This is a genomic window from Paenibacillus roseus (assembly GCF_016424485.1).
Taxonomy (GTDB): Bacteria; Bacillota; Bacilli; order Paenibacillales; family Paenibacillaceae; genus Paenibacillus_D; species Paenibacillus_D roseus.
Genome location: NZ_JAELUP010000004.1, coordinates 31536 through 51331 on the forward strand (window position 1 = coordinate 31536; position 19796 = coordinate 51331).

General features: G+C 44.1%; 18 protein-coding genes. 15 read left to right on the forward strand and 3 right to left on the reverse strand.

Going from position 1 to position 19796, the window contains the following annotated elements; all coding sequences use genetic code 11:
• The first annotated feature begins 9 nt into the window (after positions 1-9).
• Positions 10-246: a transposase gene (locus JFN88_RS25105; RefSeq protein WP_379165755.1), complete on the forward strand. Its 237-nt coding sequence runs from the start codon at positions 10-12 to the stop codon at positions 244-246.
• 237 nt (positions 247-483) lie between these two features.
• Here the strand turns inward: JFN88_RS25105 and JFN88_RS01770 are convergent, their stop codons facing one another.
• Entirely contained in the window at positions 484-981 is a 498-nt protein-coding gene (locus tag JFN88_RS01770) for a hypothetical protein (protein WP_199017574.1), read from the reverse strand.
• Between the two features lie 228 nt (positions 982-1209).
• Between JFN88_RS01770 and JFN88_RS01775 the strand changes: the two genes are divergently transcribed.
• The 8 genes from JFN88_RS01775 to JFN88_RS01810 all read left to right on the forward strand — a co-directional run bounded on the left by JFN88_RS01775 (position 1210) and on the right by JFN88_RS01810 (position 11174).
• On the forward strand, positions 1210-2205 hold the full coding sequence (locus JFN88_RS01775; RefSeq protein WP_199017575.1) for a hypothetical protein: 996 nt from the start codon (positions 1210-1212) through the stop codon (positions 2203-2205).
• Between the two features lie 133 nt (positions 2206-2338).
• Positions 2339-3666, forward strand: a protein-coding gene (locus tag JFN88_RS01780) for an IS3 family transposase (protein ID WP_199017576.1) whose coding sequence is annotated in 2 segments (ribosomal slippage) — positions 2339-2711 and positions 2711-3666 — 1329 coding nt in all. Because the reading frame shifts where the segments join, the coding sequence is not laid out codon by codon here.
• 903 nt (positions 3667-4569) lie between these two features.
• Positions 4570-5604 (forward strand): ABC transporter substrate-binding protein, encoded by a 1035-nt coding sequence (locus tag JFN88_RS01785; RefSeq protein WP_199017577.1) that lies wholly within the window; start codon positions 4570-4572, stop codon positions 5602-5604.
• Between the two features lie 24 nt (positions 5605-5628).
• A complete protein-coding gene (locus JFN88_RS01790; RefSeq protein WP_199017578.1) occupies positions 5629-6726 on the forward strand; it encodes an ABC transporter ATP-binding protein in 1098 nt (365 codons plus the stop codon).
• Positions 6726-8381, forward strand: coding sequence for an ABC transporter permease (locus tag JFN88_RS01795; protein WP_199017644.1), 1656 nt, complete (start codon positions 6726-6728; stop codon positions 8379-8381). The genes JFN88_RS01790 and JFN88_RS01795 overlap by 1 nt, the downstream gene beginning before the upstream one ends.
• Positions 8382-8395: 14 nt before the next feature.
• Complete coding sequence (locus tag JFN88_RS01800; protein ID WP_199017579.1) at positions 8396-10117, forward strand: sensor histidine kinase; 1722 nt, start codon at positions 8396-8398, stop codon at positions 10115-10117.
• Positions 10110-10931 (forward strand): response regulator transcription factor, encoded by an 822-nt coding sequence (locus JFN88_RS01805; protein WP_199017580.1) that lies wholly within the window; start codon positions 10110-10112, stop codon positions 10929-10931. The genes JFN88_RS01800 and JFN88_RS01805 overlap by 8 nt, the downstream gene beginning before the upstream one ends.
• Before the next feature lie 48 nt (positions 10932-10979).
• Positions 10980-11174 (forward strand): hypothetical protein, encoded by a 195-nt coding sequence (locus JFN88_RS01810; protein ID WP_199017581.1) that lies wholly within the window; start codon positions 10980-10982, stop codon positions 11172-11174.
• A 38-nt stretch (positions 11175-11212) separates the two neighbouring features.
• Here JFN88_RS01810 and JFN88_RS01815 read toward each other — a convergent pair whose 3' ends face one another.
• Positions 11213-12553, reverse strand: a complete 1341-nt coding sequence (locus JFN88_RS01815; RefSeq protein WP_199017582.1) for a sugar phosphate nucleotidyltransferase — start codon at positions 12551-12553, stop codon at positions 11213-11215.
• Between the two features lie 101 nt (positions 12554-12654).
• Positions 12655-13449 carry a DUF6492 family protein gene (locus JFN88_RS01820; RefSeq protein WP_199017583.1) on the reverse strand — a complete coding sequence of 265 codons (795 nt, stop codon included), beginning with the start codon at positions 13447-13449 and terminating at the stop codon, positions 12655-12657.
• 514 nt (positions 13450-13963) lie between these two features.
• On the opposite strand from JFN88_RS01820, the gene JFN88_RS01825 reads away from it, so the two are divergent.
• From JFN88_RS01825 to JFN88_RS01850, 6 genes are all read left to right on the forward strand, one after another.
• Complete coding sequence (locus JFN88_RS01825) at positions 13964-14404, forward strand: S-layer homology domain-containing protein (protein WP_332908412.1); 441 nt, start codon at positions 13964-13966, stop codon at positions 14402-14404.
• A 138-nt stretch (positions 14405-14542) separates the two neighbouring features.
• Positions 14543-15793, forward strand: coding sequence for an MFS transporter (locus tag JFN88_RS01830; RefSeq protein WP_199017584.1), 1251 nt, complete (start codon positions 14543-14545; stop codon positions 15791-15793).
• A gap of 126 nt (positions 15794-15919) precedes the next feature.
• Positions 15920-16096, forward strand: a complete 177-nt coding sequence (locus JFN88_RS01835) for a hypothetical protein (protein WP_199017585.1) — start codon at positions 15920-15922, stop codon at positions 16094-16096.
• Entirely contained in the window at positions 16071-18008 is a 1938-nt protein-coding gene (locus tag JFN88_RS01840) for a hypothetical protein (RefSeq protein ID WP_199017586.1), read from the forward strand. The genes JFN88_RS01835 and JFN88_RS01840 overlap by 26 nt, the downstream gene beginning before the upstream one ends.
• Positions 17938-18681, forward strand: coding sequence for a GTP cyclohydrolase II (locus tag JFN88_RS01845; RefSeq protein ID WP_199017587.1), 744 nt, complete (start codon positions 17938-17940; stop codon positions 18679-18681). Before JFN88_RS01840 ends, JFN88_RS01845 begins: the two co-directional genes overlap by 71 nt.
• A complete protein-coding gene (locus JFN88_RS01850; protein WP_199017588.1) occupies positions 18678-19793 on the forward strand; it encodes a formylglycine-generating enzyme family protein in 1116 nt (371 codons plus the stop codon). The genes JFN88_RS01845 and JFN88_RS01850 overlap by 4 nt, the downstream gene beginning before the upstream one ends.
• Positions 19794-19796: the final 3 nt, after the last annotated feature.

Below are 19796 nucleotides of genomic sequence, written 5' to 3' on the forward strand. Positions count from 1 at the left end.
CAGCGGATCATTCCCACGACAGGCAAACATCGGGGCTTGAAACTGCTCGCTACCCTCAATTACGAAACAAAACAGATTCATTGGACGGAAGATGAGCAATACAACCCCAAGACGTTTCTGGTCTTCCTTCAGCAGATTTTTTCGGCCTATCCAAACGGCGGTAAAATTGTCATGGTATTGGATATGCCCGGATTCATCATGTCTGCTTGCTATAGCTTTTTCTGGAGGAGAACCGGAAAGACTTGAATTGGTGTTTTTACCCTTAGACCGTCTACAATTGAATTTGGTTGAAGTATTGTAAAAAAACGGATCAAGGCAGACGTTATCAACAATGTGTTCTATTCCACCGTTACTGAAATCCGCCGGAATGTGACGGACTCCTGGAACGTATCTCTCATGAGCCCCAACCGATTATGGATCGCCTTTGCCTTCGTCTGGAACACGACTATTTACCAGAATTTATTTAATTGAACTTATATACCATTACTGTAATTCGATTGTCATAAAATCACTTTTATCGACTTTATCGGTATCAATTAAAAAATACAAACTATCATTTTTTTTATAGGTGAGGAGATTAGGCTGGTATTCCATTCCATTTATTTTCACAATGATATTGGCGGAAGTTGCGTCTTTCACAACTCCCCCCCAAACACTTCTAGCTACTGCAGCACCATTTTTAATTGTAGGATATACTGTTTTGATCGTACCTGTCTTGTCATCAATAAGTATTCTATTATCTGTATAAAATATCCACCCCGGACCATTTCGTTTTCTCATTGCAAGTAACCCGATTTCTTTATTCTTTTCGTAGAAATAAAACTTTGTATTTCCGTTTTCGGTTGTAAGTTTGATATTCTCTTTTGATAAACCATGGTTCAATAGGATGCCCGTCTTCGAGAAATTAAGATGTACATAAACCAAAGCTCCAATTGTCAGCAAGAGCACCACTAAAACTAAAATCAAGTTATTTCTTCGCACTTTAATAATCCCTCCCTGTTTCTACATAAAATAAAAGAACTATATATATGATATCAGTAAATATCCTTTTTTTTCTAGTAAAAAAATACCATTTAGATGACAGTTTCATAATCAAAAGCCTTTGAAATAAAATGAGTTTCGATGTTTAATTTTTTTCTATTATTTACAACTAATAATCTTGATGTTAATATATTCCTATGTTCAAAATATAACAAATGAGGTGCTTTTGTGGGAAAGAAGTTGCTTTTAGTATTAATGTGTTATTTGTTGTTACTGGTTTCATCTAATTCTGTATTTGCTGCAAATTCTCCGTCAGGAAAGAACAATGTTCCAGCAGCTCTGAACAAGGTTGAGCAAGAAGAGGTAGAAAAGTTACTTGATCAACTTGTCCAGAGTCGATTGCTTAAAGATTACTACAGAAAGCAAAGCAAGAATTTACAAGTCCAAGAACTTGATGATCAAGAAAAATTACTATGGAAACAGCTGAATAATCGAGGAGCGAAATTAGCGACTCAGGAAGAACTCAATACCATCAGCCAAAACAGTACTCCGATAGGTGGAATGAGTACTTTTATGTCCAATCCTCCGAGCTGGGGACCTTATTCACGCGTTGATATGCTATCTTTTGGTACGAAATCTATTACGGTTAGCGGTAAATCTTATACAATATGGATTTTTTACGCGATTCCGAAAGATGGTGGTGGCGCTCCACTTGCAAAGTTCTTTAATACGATAGATTTGAACAATAACAACTCTTTCAGTATGAGCACTTTTTCAAGTAAGATGTTTAATATTTATCTCCAGAAAGTAGTAGGAATGATTCCGTTTCTGGCGTGGACTCCATTTGAATACTTCTGGCCAGAAGGTAATAATTATACAAGTTTTAATCGCTATGATTTTAGTGTTACCTATGCTTCACGTATGAAATATGTATGGCAGTATCTTCCGAATGATACGTGGCAGTTAAAAGCTTCCTCCAATAATGTCTCCTTAAGTGAAGTTCATACTGCAAGAGGAATTAAAAATGGTTCAGCGAATTCTATATCGAAGGTTGTAAATAATGTCGTTTACGCAGATCAATATAGTAATGTGGAAACACTAGCTATTACATCCAGTTTTTATTCAACATGGCCGGTTGATACTATCGTGTATAAGAACGTGAGCGGTGGAAACGCACTTAGCTTTTTCCCATTTTACGCATCATCTGCACCTGATTTAATGTAATTTCAATCTTCAAGAAAAGACCGTTAGGGAAAAACTGAACTGTAACCCGAAAGATAGACACTAAAAAAAGTGTCTGTCTTTCGGGTTTTTGTGTTTTAATGAAAAATACTACAGTGAATGAGGGAACTACATCATGTTAAAACGTCTTTTCACGTCAACGCAATTGAGAATACTGGAATCAAATCCCAATGTTGTTCATGTAACTGAAAAAGCAATAACCTACCATCCTGCGTTCAAAGTACAAGCTGTTAAGTCATACAAAGAGGGTTATCAACCCATGCAGATATTTCTCGCAGCTGGATTTGACATCGCCATTATCGGAGCAGAAACGCCTAAGAAAGGATTGAAACGTTGGAGAGCAACGTACGACAAGTTTGGAGAGGAGGGATTACTTATGGAACGAAGAGGCAAAGGTAGCACGGGAAGACCTTCATCTAAGGAACTAAGCACAGAAGAAAAACTAAGACGTGCTGAGGCAAAGATTAAGCTCTTAGAAGCAGAGAATGAATTTCTAAAAAAGCTCGAAGCTCTAGAAAGGCAGGCGAAGCGCAAACGCTAACTCCTTCAGAGACTTTCGAACTCATCGAGACCACTACTCGTAAGCATCAGCTAGAGGGATTAATCGCCTATGTATGCGCCGCAGCAGACGTTAGTCGTAGTGGATACTACGCTTGGCTTAAAGCGGAACCAGTAAGGCAGAAACGTGAGATTAGCGATGAGGCCGACTATCAACTCATCCAAACGCACTTTTCTTCTCTAAAAGGTAAAGCAGGGGCACTCACCATTAAGATGCATCTCGAACGTAAAGATACTGTGATTATGAATCACAAGAAAATACGCAGACTTATGCGTAAATACAACTTGGTAGCTAAAGTAAGACAAGCTAATCCCTATCTGAAGATGGCTAAGGCTACGCAAGAGCATCGCACATGTCCAAACTTATTAGAGCGGCAATTTAACCAAGGAGAACCTGGAAAAGTACTGTTAACGGATATCACGTATATGAGATATGGAAATGGACAGTGGGCGTATCTTTCCTGTGTCAAAGATGGGGCAACGAACCAAGTGCCTGCACATATCCTCTCTACATCTCTGGAACTTGAAATTGTGGAAAAGACATTAGAAAAACTCCTAAGCAGTATGGACTACACGATTCATCCAGAAGCTATTCTGCATTCCGATCAAGGTATGCATTATACCCATCCTGTTTTTCAGGATAAGGTGAAGAAAGCCGGTTTTAAGCAATCGATGTCTCGGAGGGGAAACTGCTGGGATAACGCCCCTATGGAATCCTTCTTCGGTCACATGAAGGATGAACTGGAATATGAAGACTGTCAGACTATTCAAGAGTTACGACAAAGAGTGAACGAATATATCCTCGAATACAACACCGAGCGCTACCAATGGGGATTTAAAAAGATGACTCCTGATGAATACAGAAGTCATCTTCTTACAGCCTAAGCCCTTTTTATTATGTGTCCACAAATGGGGTTACAGTTCAAACCTTGATGGTCTTTTCTGTTCCCTCTATCTCTACTTCCAAAATTAGGTTTTCATATCATTTCACAAAAAGTTGGTAACTACTCAGCTTCCTTTTCAAAAATGTCTCAATATAAAGGGCATATAACGCTCCCCTAAGTGGCTTTCCGCTATCTGTGAATCGTTGTTGGCTCAGAAATGACAGGCTTGCCTTCAAACACTGCCGCAACATCTCTTGCACGGGAAGACCTTGCTTGAGGAGCGTGGAGACAAATCCCTTTATGCGGCTGAACGCTTTCAAGCCAGCTGTACTTTGGACTGAGCCGGGGGATTTTCTGCTGAGTCTTAATCATTCGAATAGCACTCTCGGCTTGCTATTTTTCCGTTTCTAAGCCTAATAATAATGACGTAACTCATTACCAAAAGTTGCTGTTAAGCCAGCCCATCTATAGGATTTTACAATAACCATTAGTGAAGAATCACTTTCATGGCATCTGGGAGCTTCTTGCCAATCAATTTCGTAAAGAATTACAAACCGCAATACCGGAGCGGTACAGAAAGCTACACGTTGTGGAACCAAACATATGGGATACGTCAGGTATAGAATGCAAGCCGTTGGTCACGCTTGAGGCACAGCCGCAAAATGGAAGAGTCTACATCGGCAAACCGATGAGCATATTAGCGAGATTCATTCGGAGTAGTTCTGGCAACTATCTTTATATTCATCCGATTTAATGCGACACCGCGTTAATGCGTATAAAACAAGTTAACCGAACTTGTTGCATTTTGGTTTCAAATGCTGGATGTTAGTGTGGGATTGTAGGATTTTCATGCCAACCGGAGCTGATACAATAGAACTAACAAAATGATAAGAGGTGAAGGGTTATGAATAAATGGTTTAAGGTGACTGCCGTTACAACATTGTTGGCAGTCGTATTGACGGCATGCGGCGGTTCCGGCGAGAAAGCTGAGACTGGCGCGGATAACAAGAAACTGGTAGTTTACTCCCCGAACAGCGAGGCTATGATCAATGCCATTGTTCCGGCATTCGAGAAGCAGACAGGCATTAAGGTGGAGCTGGTATCGGCGGGAAGCGGCGAATTGATCAAGCGTATTCAGTCAGAGAAGGCTAATCCTTATGCTGATGTTATGTTTGGAGGCGCTTTCGCATTATTTAACGACAATAAAGAATTGTTTGCGGAATATGTATCTCCTAACGATAAGGACCTGCTTCCGGGCCATAACAATCACTCTGGCATAATGACGCCTGTTGTCTCTGATGGAAGCGTTTTATTGATTAATACCAACTTGGCGGGCGATCTTGAAATTAATAGTTATGCCGATTTGCTTAAGCCGGAACTAAAAGGAAAAATCGCAATGGCTGATCCGGCAAACTCCAGCTCCGCGTTTGCGCAGCTAACCAATATGCTGAAGGCAATAGGCGGTGACTACACATCCGATGCCGGTTGGAATTACGTTGGCGAGCTGATTAAAAATTTGGACGGAAAAGTAGCGGGAAGCTCCAGCAAAGCGCATAAAAGCGTAGCGGACGGCGAATATGTGGTTGCATTGACGTATGAGGACCCTGCTGTCAGCTATGTGAAGGACGGAGCGCCAGTTAAAGTGGTATTCCCTTCTGAAGGAGCGGTATTTTTGGATGCGGGCGCTGGTATCGTAAAGGGCGCCAAGCATGAGGACAATGCAAAGCAATTTCTGGATTTCCTTATTTCGCAGGCGGGACAGGATGCGCTTGGACAAGAAACGACGAACCGTCCGCTTCGCGCCGATGCACAAATCAGTGATTTCATGACACCGATTACTGACATTAAAGTCATCGACGAAGACGTGAAATATGTTGCGGAAAATAAAAAGGCCATTGTAGAGCGTTACATGGAGCTGTTCACAAGCATTGCCAAGTAATAATAAGAAAAGCAGGTGTTCAAGATGAGCGTAGCCATCTCGTTTAACAATATTGTCAAAAAGTATGGAGAAGCAACGGTCATTCCGGAATTATCCCTAACGATCAAGGAGGGTGAATTCTTCACCCTTCTAGGTCCCTCCGGGTGCGGTAAAACAACACTTTTGCGTATGATCGCCGGATTTAACAGTATTGAAGGCGGCGAGATGACCTTCAACGGCCGGGCGATGAATCAAGTAGCTCCGGGCAAAAGAAATATTGGCATGGTCTTTCAAAGCTATGCGATTTTCCCTCATTTGAATGTCTCGGAAAATATAGCGTTTGGCCTTCAAACCAGAAAGCTGGTCAAACAAGAAATTGCAAAGCAGGTCGATGAAATTTTAAAGGTTGTGCAAATTGAGCAGTACCGTGACCGCATGCCCAAAAATTTGTCGGGCGGACAGCAGCAGCGCGTAGCGCTGGCGCGTGCGATCGTCATCAAGCCGGACGTACTGCTTATGGACGAGCCATTGTCTAATTTGGATGCACAGCTGCGCGTGGATATGCGCAATGCCATTAAACAAATTCAGCGTGAAGTGGGCATTACAACGGTTTACGTTACGCATGATCAAGAAGAAGCGATGGCTGTCTCTGACAGAATTGCTGTCATGAAGGGCGGCGTTATCCAGCATGTCGGCACGCCTCGCGAAATCTATCAGCGTCCGGCCAATTTATTTGTCGCTACTTTCGTAGGAAGAACGAATATTATAGAAGCTGTTATTGCTCGCAACGAGCGAGGGGAAGCTTCCGTTGTTATTGGAGATAGCTATCAGGAGTCTATTCCATCGTTGAACAGGATACAGGAGGCCATAGGCGCAGTCAAATTATCTGTCCGACCGGAGGAATTCGTATTGTCCCCAGACCAGACAGGTCTGAAGGGCACCGTCGTAAACAGCATGTTTCTTGGGCTGAATACACATCTGACCGTTAAGCTTAGCCATGGTCAAGAAGTTGAAGTCATTACACAATCCGAGCTGGATGACGTGATTGAAACAGGCGAGCGTATTTATTTGAAGATTCTTGCTGAAAAAATCAACGTATTCGATGCTTCGGGCAACCGCAACTTTACCGGAGGAACGGGATGATGAATGCGAGAATGAAACGCTTTGATATTTGGAGCATGATTACGGCTGCTATATTTGTCGGGTATATCGTATTTCTGGCGCTGCCGCTGTTTATGCTGCTGATTAAAAGCTTTTTTGACGGCACGACAGGTGAGTTCTCGCTTGCTTATTTTACAAAGTTTTTTAGCAAAGCGTATTATATGAACGCAGTATGGAACAGTATTAAAGTGACCGTATCGGTTACGATTTTAGCTATTGTAGTAGCCGGTCCTCTGGCTTATGTTATGTCTACTATTAAAATTAAAGGCAGCACGACCATTCGGATTTTGATTCTGATCTCGTCAATGTCTGCGCCGTTTATCGGTGCGTATGCCTGGATTTTGCTTTTGGGCAGAAGCGGTATCATTACAAAATTTCTATCGCAAGTATTCGGCATTGAGATGCCTGATATTTATGGATTCTCAGGCATATTGCTTGTATTGACACTGCAGCTTTCTCCCCTTATATTCATGTATGTGTCCGGTGCGCTGAAAAACGTGGACCATTCCTTGCTGGAAGCAGCGGAAAGCATGAATGTAACCGGGCTTCGTAAAATGTGGAAGGTGCTCGTACCGCTTATTACGCCCACGCTTCTTGCCGGCGGTCTGCTCGTATTCATGCGCGCGTTCGCGGATTTCGGTACCCCTATGCTTATTGGCGAAGGATATCGGACAGTGCCCGTGCTGATCTTTAATGAGTTTATAAGCGAGGTAGGCGGGGATGACGGCTTCGCCGCAGCCATTAGCGTGATCGTTGTATTATTTGCCACAACTGTATTTTTGCTTCAAAAATATGTGGCAAACCGCAAATCCTACAGCATGAGCGCGCTTAACCCGATTGAACCGAAAAAAATTAAAGGTGTGGCCAACATTGCGGCTCACGTTTATGTCTATTTGTTTACGATAGTCGCCATGATGCCGCAAGTATATGTCGCTTACACATCATTTCAGAAAACATCCGGCAAAATATTCGTGCCGGGATACTCCCTGGACAGCTACCGCGCTGCCTTCTCCAAAGTGGGAGACTCTATTTTGAATACTTTTTTGCTGGCAAGCATCACCATAGTGATTATTACGCTTTCAGCCTCGCTGATTGCTTACGTAACGGTTAAACGAAAAGGCGCCGTAGCCAACGTGCTGGATACGTTTACGATGTTGCCTTATATCGTGCCAGGCTCGATTCTCGGGATTGCCTTGCTTGTAACGTTCAACAAGCAGCCGCTTATGTTAAGCGGGACGGCTGCAATTTTGATCGCCGCCTTCGTGATTCGAAGACTGCCGTATACGATTCGTTCCAGCGCGGCTGTTTTGCACCAGGTGAGCGACAGCATTGAGGAAGCAGCAATTAGTCTCGGCTCCTCTCCAATGCGCACCTTTTTTAAAGTAACGATGCCTATGATGATTTCAGGTGTCATTGCTGGCGCCATTATAAGCTGGATTAGCGTCATTACTGAATTAAGTACGTCTATTATTTTGTATACTGGCAGCACGCGCACAATGACGGTAGCTGTGTATACGGAAGTTGTCCGCGGGAATTATGGGGTCGCAGCCGCGCTGTCCACCTTGTTGACCGTCGCGACAGTGTTATCACTGCTATTATTCTTTAAGCTGACAGGTAAAAAGGAAGTATCGATGTAACACGAGGAGGCAGCATGATGCGAACAGAAGCAAGAAAAGGCGGGGGATTCAAAGATTCTCTTCGACGTATGATTTTAAGGTATACGTTTGTGCCGATCTTGCTTCTGTTTGTGCTGTTTCTAGTCTTTATGATCGTGAATGCCAGATTGGAGCTTATTAATCAGACTAGGGATGCCGGCCGATATGTGAAAGCTGGCCTGGAGAAAGCATTTGATCAATACGCTAACGAGCTTGACAGGGCGGCTTCGGAGGAAGCTGTCATTCGTTTCGTAGAAGGCAAGGCGGGGGCTGCTCCGGTGTATGAGCAGTTTTACGATTTTTTACATCGGCAGAATGTCAAAAGCATCATGCATCTTACCACAATGGACGGAACGGAGCTGACAAGCTCGGCTAATTACGGCACTGATCAATCGCGGTATGCGCTGCAAGCAATCGTGAATCGGATGAATACAACGGGCAAGCTTGTTCTGATGGAAACTAACCATATCAGATATGCGGAGGACCGTTATACGGCCTATACGTTTGCCAAACAGCTACGCGGAGAAAATGGACCCATCGGGTATTTAATATTTCAGCTTTTTGAAGAGGATCTTCAGAGGCTGATTTTTGTGCAAAAAAATGAAATCGCTGCCGTCGTCGATGATTTTGACACCGTTATCGTCACGACTAATCCGTTGACGCGCGGGCTGATGGATAAATACCACTTGACGATTCCGCCAAATGGGAAAGGTTTTATCTATATTAATGGCGAGAGATATTATAGTATGGAAACAAAGATGCTTCCGCTGCTTAAGTGGCGTATATATACGCTGAGCGCGGGGGAGTGGACGACCAGAATGTATGTGTCGTTGGCTGTTTTTTTTGTATTGACGAGCATGATCTTATGGATTCTGGTCCAATATTTGGCCCGGATTATTGCGTTTCGCCAGACGCGTTCTATTGATAAACTGATTTTTGCCGTGCAAAAGCTGCAAGCAGGGGAAATGGATGCCTATGTCTATATCGGGACCGGCGACGAATTTGAGGCGCTGGCGAATCAGTATAATATTATGCTGACGCGATTAAACGCGCTAATGGCAAAAAACGAGGAGCTTTCGCACCTGCGACGTGTTATTGAAACCAAGCATTTGCAATCCCAGTTTCATCCCCATTTTATTTTTAACGTGTTGGAGATGCTGCGCTACGCCATTGTGGTTGATCATAAGCTGGCGCAAGAAATCGTGTTGACCTTATCCCGCCATTTGCGCTACAGTATCAGCAATGAAGGGCAACTGGTCGTGCTGGAAGAGGACTTGCATCATGTAAACGATTATATGCAGCTTCAGCAAATGCGGTTCAAAAACAGACTCGACTACCACGCAGACATGGATGCCGGAGCACAGCATGCTTACGTGCCGAGACTAATTATTCAGCCTGTCATTGAAAACGCTATTAAATACGGCTATAAGCAAAAGGAAAAGCTGGCAATCCGCGTTCGTGCCTATACGAGCCATAACGATCTCGTTCTTGAGGTAGCCGATAATGGCGGCGGCATGTCAGAGGACAGACTGAACGAGGTGCGTGCTATTATGTATGCGCAGCATAATGAAGCGGAGCATATCGGGTTGCACAATTTGCACCGAAGGCTGGAGCTGATGTATGGCGAAGGATACGGTATTCAAATTCAAAGCCAGCTTGGCGAAGGCGCCATTATTATCATTACCATTCCGCTTCGAAGGGGGGAGCCCGATGTATAAGGTGCTGCTTGTGGAAGATGAAGAAATGATTCGCAGAGGCTTGCGTTATACGTTTGATTGGCTTGCAGCCGACTGTATTGTCGTAGGGGAAGCGGAGAATGGAGAAGAAGGCTTGGCATCGATGGGAGCGCTCAGGCCGGATATCATTATCGTGGATGTGAATATGCCGCTCATGGATGGCATTACGATGATCGAGCAAAGCCAGTTGCAGGGCCTGCAGCCTTGCAGCTATATTATATTGTCAGGTTACGATGAATTCCGCATCGCCAAGCAAGCCATAGGCCTTGGCGTATCGGAGTATTTGCTGAAGCCGCTGGAGCAAGAGCAGCTGTCCAGCGCCCTGGAGCGGGCGAAGCAGCAGGTCAACATGCGCGTGCAATACGAGGCGCTGATGCATCATGCGGCCGCCTCGGGGGAAGAACGGTTAAAGCCGCTCGTCCAGTTTCCCGATAAGGCTTCCCGTTATGTTGGCAAAATGCTGCAATATATTCAATCCAGCTATGCCGAAAAGATTAGTATTCAGGACTTGGTCGAGCAGTTGCAGGTTAGCGCGACGTATTTGAACAGGGTGTTTAAAAGTGAAACGACTTATACGTTTCATGATTTTTTAAACCGCTTTCGCATTCAGCAGGCTATGGATCGATTGAAGAGCGGCGAAGATAAAATTTATACGATTGCCGAAGAGGTAGGATTTAGCGATTATAAATATTTCATCACGATTTTTAAAAAATACGCCCAATGCACGCCGGGACAATACCAGGAGCAATTCGGCCGGTCCGTCAACTCCGCTAGCCAGCTAACCGGTTCCGTGTAAATCACGCACATAAAATTGAACAGTTTGGAAGAAACTGCGAAGGTGTTTTTGACGACGATAAGCCGAGCTTTGGCGGCGGCAGTCAAGCATGGCCAGAGCATCGGATTGGGTATGGGAACCTGCGCTGTGACCAATGATGTCACGATTAAAGAGGTTGATCAGAACGCAAATGTAGAAGCTGGAAATGGGGCATATTTGAACAAAAATGACCACCATAAGATAAAGGTGGTCATGCAATTATGATACATGATCATTCTAGGAAAACAATTTTCAAAAAACCTCTACCACTCCATCGCAACACGAATAACATCCTCTTTTGCCAGATCTTTACCCAACAAAACCTCCATCAGCTCAAGATCCGTCACTGCCTTTAGTCCGTGATTGGTGCCAGCCGGAATTTGCAGAACATCCCCCGACTGCAGCTTGTATAGTTTACCCTCCATCAGGACTTCCGCGTTGCCTGTCACAATCGTCAAGATTTTTTGCCGCTCGAGATGCAGGTGATAGCTCGTATATTTCCTTCGGATCAGCTTCACCTGCTTGATCATAACTTCAATTCCCGTTTCATTTTTCCAATAATTCAGGACTTGATAGGAGCCCCATCTTTTTTCTTCATACATTGGAATCTGCGGCGTGCGCTCGAGCCTTTCCTTGATTTGATTGGCTTTATCCTTGTTAGCGATTAGGATGCCATCGGAACTTGCCGCAACCATGAGATCAGAGCCGCCAATAATTTCAATGGGGTAGGGAAGTTCGTTAATGAGATGGCTGTTAGAGGAGTCATCTGATATTCGCCCCGACCCGATCACTGTATTTTCGAAATGCCCACTTAGCGCCATCCAACTCCCCAGATCATTCCAATAGCCGTCATAGCCTATGACAACAGCTGGCCTTGTGTGTTCCACAACTTCCCGGTCAAAACTGGTGTTTGCAAGATGTTCGTAATTAGCCAGCCAATTTTCAACTTGGGTTGGATGCCCCTTGTCTCTCAAAAAAGCCAGCATGAACTTCAAGGAGAAAGCAAATACGCCGCAGTTCCACATGGCGTGATGCTGGATTAAGCGACAGGCCGTTTGCTCATCCGGCTTTTCTATGAACTGGTGAATAAAAGAATAGCCGTCATTCTCCTTGGGCTGAACTGGAACGATATAGCCGAACTGATCGGAAGGATGGAGAGGTTTTGTTCCGAGGAGAGCGAGATCTGCTTTAGAATGCAAAAGAACATCGGGAAAGCGAAGAAGCTGGCGGAAAAATGCGGTATCTGCGTAAGTGTCCACCGGAATAACACAAATCGTTTCGTTTGGATCTGCTCGCAGCTTATCATGAAGATAAGTTACGGCATAGGCGATAGCCGTGAAGGTTCCTTTTTTATAGGGTTCGGCCAGGATAGGGATATGCTCGCCAACATAGTTACGGGTAATTTCTACTTGACTATGATGAGTGATGATACATGTGGATTGCAGCAGCCCCACTTTATCCAATTGTCGGCATATCCGTTCAATCATGGATTCTCTGGCCCCATCTTTGGATTTCAAAAGCCTAAGAAACACCTTGGAGCGAATCTCGTTGGATAAAGGCCATAATCTTTTTCCAGATCCCCCGCACAACAGTATAATACGCAAGCTGATTCCTCCTTCCTTTCAGCCAGCTTTCACTAAGCTGGCGGCCGATAGCGACAACGGGGCTGTATCTTAATCCGGTTTCCAGATGACATGATAAGGTTTTATTTGGCGGCATTCCTCGAAGATTTACGGTATTCTTTACGTTGGTGAAAAGATAAAGATCTGTATTTCCTCGTCAGGGAAGACATCCTGGAAGGCGATATTCGCGAAAAACTCGAATGTAAGCTTTTATTATTTGCAGGCTTCAAGATCATCTTTGAGGGCTCAGATGAATGCAGGAAATTCCCATACGTTTCAAATTCCGAAAAAGCGAACGGTTTGGTTTTGTTCATGCTTTTCATAATCGCTGAGTACCAGCTGCTCTTATGTTTGAATTCGATTGTTTGTTTGAGTTTCTTTACTTTCGATTTATTAAACAGCATGTAATGGGTTACGAAGGACGATCGGGAGGAGCGGCTTTTACCTGTCAATTTTTTATACGTCTTAAAGTATTCGTTCTGACTCCAGTTTCTGCAGTAAAATACAGTTTTCTTGCCCACCTTGAAGATATGCGGGCGAATAAGTACCGTATCGGCGTCAATAACCAAATAGTGCTTGGATGAGCCCACTTTATCACCGCCCAGCTTGAGCAGTTGCTGATAAAGCCATCCGGATCGATCCCATGTTTTGGATTGATAATGGATGTCTTTCTTCACTATCGGTAGAACCGTATTTTCATGAACAAATCTGCAGCCTTTCTTGGCACAAAGATTCAAAATTCTTTGCTTCCGCGGAGCTACAATAATGATTTCACGGATAGGGTGCTTCACATATTTTCGTACGGAATCAATGACATGGGGGAGTGTAATCAAATCTTTCTCAATCGCTGGAATTAAGACATCAATCGGGGTTGTCATTTACTCATCTCCATATTTGCGATAATATGGGTTATCTTATGCCGGACGAATGAAACGGGATGGGCGGAGAGAGCGTGAAAAACACACAAAAGTAAAGGGTCCATAAAGGGCGTAAATCTTATCGCAGTTCTCTGTATACGTTGTTTTACTTTAATAGATTTTCGCATGAGATAACGGCTGGTCCACTTCGGTGGCGGGCCGTTTTTTTGTCGTTCACGCGACAAGCGGGAGCCGTCGGTGCAAGGCGCCGCTCAGTGTTAAGCTCTTGTTAAGGGGTTTCGTATAAAATCGTGTCGATCTGTGGAAGAAGATGGCCATTATGCTTGAGGCGAACGTCGGGATCTCATTTTGGGTTGTCCGGGGTTTGTTCAATAGAAAGAGATTACACGTATGATGAACAACAGGAACAGTCTCGTATTCAAACGAACGTTTTTGCTCTGGATGTCGATGCTGCTGATGCTCCCGACACCCGGACCAACCCCTTTCGGAATGGTATTTAAGCAGGGGTCTTAAAGTGGTGAAATGCGCTCCGAGCGGCAATTGCCAAACGTATACCGTCCCTAATATTAAATCGGATGACGATATTATGGCTATGATATGGCCATTCGCGATGATGGATACGAGAGGCCACTGGGCAGAGCAGACGATTGCGAGAGTCATGAAAACCGGCGTCATGAAAGGTTATCCGGACGGCAGCTTCAAGCCGAATCGGCCGCTGACCCGGGCGGAAGTTGTGGCAATTCTGAACCGGTTCCTGAAGCGCGGCCCGCTGTACGGAGTGACGACGCCAAGCTGGTCGGACGGGTCGAAGGCGGAGAAACGAAAATCGAATAGCGACGCCAATGCCTTCTGTTGCGGGGAATTCCTCCGCAACAGAAGGCGTTTTGGCATGCATCGGCGGCAAAATAAGAGGAAAAGTTGTATCGACTTTTCGGAGCGGCCATCTGCTTGTTAGTTAGCATAGGGTTTCCTCTTAGTATTTTCCGCAATTCGGGTCAAAGTTAATTTTTTTTCCCATAAGTTACCACGAAATGATTGAGTCATGTATAATAAAAACATTCTTATATAATTCAGTAAGAAAGGAACTGAAACTATGATTCAATTATTGCGGAATTTCCGTTTTGTGATTTTACTGCTGGCCACGTTTACTTCTTCTATCGGCACAGGCATTACATCCATCACGCTTCCCTGGTATATTATTGAGCAGCGCGGAGATAAGATGCTTGGGCTAATGATGATCATCGTTACAATTGTTTTATTCGTTCTGTCTCCGATGATTGGAGCCATTGTTGACCGGTTTTCACGTAAAAGAGTACTGATAACAACACAGTTGTTTTGTGGCGGGATTATTGGCTGTTTTACGCTGCTGGGCATTTATCGCGCTTCTTTCAGTACGTTTGATCTGACTGCTATCTCACTAGCCGGATCTTTGTATTTCACGCTTCATATTCCTACCTTTAATGCACTTGTTCAGGAACTGTTTGATCATTCGGCGTACAAAAAAGTGAATACCGCATTTGAAATGCTTAATCAAATTGATCCGATCATCGCCGGAGCCTTGGCCAATTTTGTGCTGATGAAGCAGGACCTTTCATTTATTCTTGTGTTGGATGTTTTGAGCTATTTACTTAGCGCCGTACTCATTGCTTTGCTTCCATATAAGTCCCGGCAGCAGGAGAAAACGGATCAACTCAAGCCTGCAGGTTGGCTTCACGCGATGGCCGAAGGGCTTATCTACCTGCGTGTGCGGCCCCGAATGTTTTTGTTTTTTTTCTTTTCCCATATGACTTTTTTAATCGTTATGGTCGGTAACTTCTTAATTCCTGTTTATATTATAAAAGAGCTTCTCCAACCCGGCTCGTTCTTTGGCGTTTATAACGCTGTGTATGCAATTGGAGCCGTGGCTTGCGGCTTTATAGTCGTCCGGCTTATCAACCGAATTGGCGGATTTGCCGCACTGATCGGGATGATGGCTGTGTTTACGGCAAGCCTGACAGGAATTTTCTTGCTGCAACAGCCCGGTTTGTTTCTGCTATGTTCCCTGTTCACTGGTTTCAGCAACGCAGGGGCCAAAATCATCCGGAATACCATGATGATGAATACGATAGATTCGTCTTACATCGGACGAGTAAGCAGCTTTTATTCCACACTTGGTCTGCTGCTGCGCCTTTTATTGTTAATTTCTTTTACAACTTTGGTAGATCAAAGTGGAACGCTTCCACTCCTGGGATTTGTTGCTGTACTCTCCTTGATAAGCTTAACAGCGCTTATTTGGATTCGTCACAGTTCACCCCTGCAGGAGTTCTTAACCTCTGAACCTGCGGTTTCTGAAGCTAAAATGTAGAAGGGGTATTGATTTTACACATTGATTTAAATTAAAACAAAAATCGACAATATAAATTCATACTAAATCAATTGGAATAGTAGTTTGTTACTATATATATTTAATTGAATTGAAGGTAAAATTAGGGTGTCAAAAGAGGAAGGAGGTTCTGACTATGAAAAAAAACAGCTTCGTGAAACCTGTCCGCAGCAATATTTATTCAGCGAAATAATTGTACTTACGAAGAAAGAAGGCGATGGCTCATCACCTTCTTTCTTTCAAAAAGGAGGAGATCCGGTTGGTAGATCGATTATCAAAGATTGAGTACATTCCCGCGATTCAGGCTATTCTCGCTTCAGATATTAAAGGAAGGTTGCACTTATTTGATTTGAATTTGCAATTGATCCGCAGTTCAAACGTAAGCACCTATACCCGTAAGATTACTTCATTTGTATATGACGACAGATATGTATATACACGCAATAACAAAGGCACCATTGCCAAGTGGGAATTAGTCAGCCTTGAACTCATCAGTGTGCATGATGAGTTTGCTGCCCGTGAAAACGAATGGGTACGGGAGGATGAGGAGCCAACGATAAGCAATGCTCGCGGAATAGGTATTCATGGGGGATTTGTATACAGCAATAATGGATACGGACAACTATTGAAAATAGATACAGAGTCATTTGATATTGCTGCCATTTCAAAATCGGTAGACGAGAACTCTCTCATCGATTTTATCAGCGCAGAGAATGAAGAGTTGCATGTGATTGCTGATAAGAATGGTGTTGTGTACTTGGGAAGACTAGATACTTTAACCTTTCCTCAAAAAATCCAGATTGACGGTGGCAATGTTCATGTTGTCCGCTATGATCGCAGACATGACCGTTTTATTGCAACACAGGATTATGGATTGAATGAAGATTACAACGTGGCGAATGGTATTATTACATTGGATCCAAGGACATTAGAACGCCAGACTTATAATTTCACTAGAGATGATGTCGAGTTTATTTTTTTTAATTCTGATTATACCGAAATTTACACAGGAGGATTTGACGGTAAATTGTACGTGTTTGACAACGAGGAGAAGGATCTAAAGTTAAAAAGAATTCTTGGACCTTTTAACCATCAAATTACGTATGCGACGTTGGCCTCAGACAACCTAATCTTTGTCCTGCTGCAGTCAGGTGAAACAATTGGAATCGATAGGTTCGGCAAAGTTAGCGTTCGCCTTGATTTTGATTATACATGCCATTGGTCACTGGAACCTCACCCTGGGGATAGCGCTCAGCTCTACAGCCCATCGGGTCCTGGTGTTTTTGTATTCCGGGTCGAAGACAAGCCATATAATAGTGTTTCCGTTCTGGCAGAGCATCACTTCAAGTATGATTTTGGTCTTATTTTTCGTTTAAAGGTTCTTCAAGACGGTTCTTTCATCGCTCTATCTCGGCGTAATCTGGCCTTTAAAGCTGACAGATTAGGTTCGATTCAATGGGTCGTTCATTTGGAGGACCTACCCAAGCATTTAGCCGTGAATGAAGCTGGGACTCTGGCTCTGGTCACACTGGATAACGGAAGGCTGTTGGAACTGCATACAGCTTCAGGTTCCAAGGTACGTGAGAAAAACTTTGCGGGTCCTTTATATGTAGCTGCTTACAACGGAAAGCAAGTTTTGGCAGGTACCAAAGCGGGAGCATTTCATATCCTCGATGGTGAAAGCTGGAATGTTATCGATACACACGAGTTTGACGGTTATCCAAAGCGGCTGAGGGTCAAGGAAAACTATATTGAACTAATCGGCGCACCTTACGGATACCTGTTGTTGTCGAAATCTGATTATTCTGTCATTAAACAGTTTGAAGAACTTTTAACGAATACTCGGGAAGAAGGTATTGTTGCAGCTTCATATGCTTATGTATCCAGCTATGGACTTCAAATCGGCGCTTACGATTTTGAGAGTGGCGAACTAATTGATCTTGTGGAGGACCTGCCAGATTATGTGAAGGGCCTTTACGTACTTCCGTCATTAAGCGGAGAAGATTTGCTGCTAGCGTCGGGTAATGGCGGCTTCCTGTTTGCTTATCGTTTATCGGAAGGAAGGCTTATTAAGGTAAGGGAGTTTTATTTTAAAAACAATACTAGCATAAGACAGGTGAGGCATAGTGAGAACGGACATTCAAGTGGAGAAGTTGCTCTCGGAGCACGTCAAGCAGATCCCGTATCGTCACGATAAATCTATTTATGTATCAGGTCCTGTAGCTCTTCCAGTTGCTATAGCTGGTCAAGTTCATAACTTTAAATGGTATTGCTGGTTTGTAGAAGAAGCTATTTCACCGGAGGAGCCCCTTATTGCTTTCGTCCGGCGTCATCGTTTGGAGGAGAGACAAGTCTCTTCGGCTCTTGTTTATGGAGATTTTGAGACTCAGGACCAGGCTTTGGTACGTATTCACAGCACGTGTCATACAGGTGATATCTTTGGTAGTGAGAAGTGTGATTGCGGCCCGCAATTAAAGCATGCATTTGAAAGAATCGTAGAGCAAGGGACGGGAGCTATTTTTTACTTGGCTAACCATGAAGGCAGGTCCATAGGTTTATTTGCCAAAAATATTGCTTATAAAATTCAAGAACTTGGTTTTGATACAGTTCAAGCGAACGAAATCATTGGCTACGGTATTGATGAGCGCCGATATGAGGAAACTTTCAAGGTGATCAGATACCTGCGCAGCGGACCTATTCAACTGATTACCAACAACCCGGAAAAAGTGGAGGAGGCGCGCAAGGCCGGCATTCATGTTTCCGATGTTCTAGTGAATTGGGTAGGCGGCACTATTCACAATCGGAATTATATGGATGTCAAAATAAAAAAAACCGGACATCTGCAGGTGTCTCCAGTTATCAGTTCATGATGAGTAAGATTTGGAAAGGGCGGAAGAAGTCAAGACTTGCATTCGACCGTAACGATGCTTTGCTATCGGTAATCAGCCAACTGCGGTTGCGTACAATTCCGCGGGGGTTCTTTAGGTTCGGAGTGGAACCAGACTTCGACAAGCTGCAAAGAGTAGCCGGAAAGTACGAGATTCCGATCGATTGGTTACTTAAGGAATTGCCGGCCAAACCGCTATATATGGATGAGTTTTACTGCGCGACGATCCCCGTTACATTCGGTATGATAAGAATTTTTGTGCGCAGCTCAGCCGGGTATCCAAAAATAAATCAGTCACTGATCCAAAATATGAAGAGGTACCCTTCGCAAATGCCTGCGTTTCCAGTAATATCACAGGATGTTTTACTATTCTGTAAATGGCTGAACCAAGGGCAGCGAGAACTGCAATTCAGTCTCCCTACGGAAGCACAATGGGAGAAGGCGGCCAAGGGTCTGGACGGCCGCGAATACCCTTGGGGGGATGAAGCATGCGCAGGAATTTCGAATACACTTGAGTCGGTTCATAACTTACCCTACTGCGTGGACAAGTCCTTGGGCAATTCGTCATATTACCACATCCGCAATATGGGTGGAGGGGTTGAAGAGTTGACTTCAAGCGTGAACAGGTCCTATCAGGGAAATCCGATTGGCGTCCCCTCAAATCTTCATTACAGAATATTGCGTGGGGGGACCTGTGAGCACAAGATGGATTTGGCACGCTGCACTCGGCGTCACGGAAATATACCGAGTCTATACACAGGATTTAGAGTAGTAGCCCGTAAGCGTGATGCTTTCAGTTCATCGTATGAGGTATACAGTACTCACTTTGATCCTTCGCCGGGAAAACTGATCTATGTAAAGTTATTTGAGAGAATGGATGCTACGCGCGTGCTGGCTTCAATCGGCGGGGCTGCCCCTGTCATATTAGAGGCAAGACAGATTGAGGCCGGGCGGCTGGAGCGTGCAATTCGCTGTGGTTCTGAAATGATTGCTCTTGTTGAGCACAAACAGGGAGAGAAAATCAGCTGCACAGCGTTGGCTGTGCCGGAACTAATTGCACAGATCCAACGACAAATTGAGGAATCGACCATTTAAATA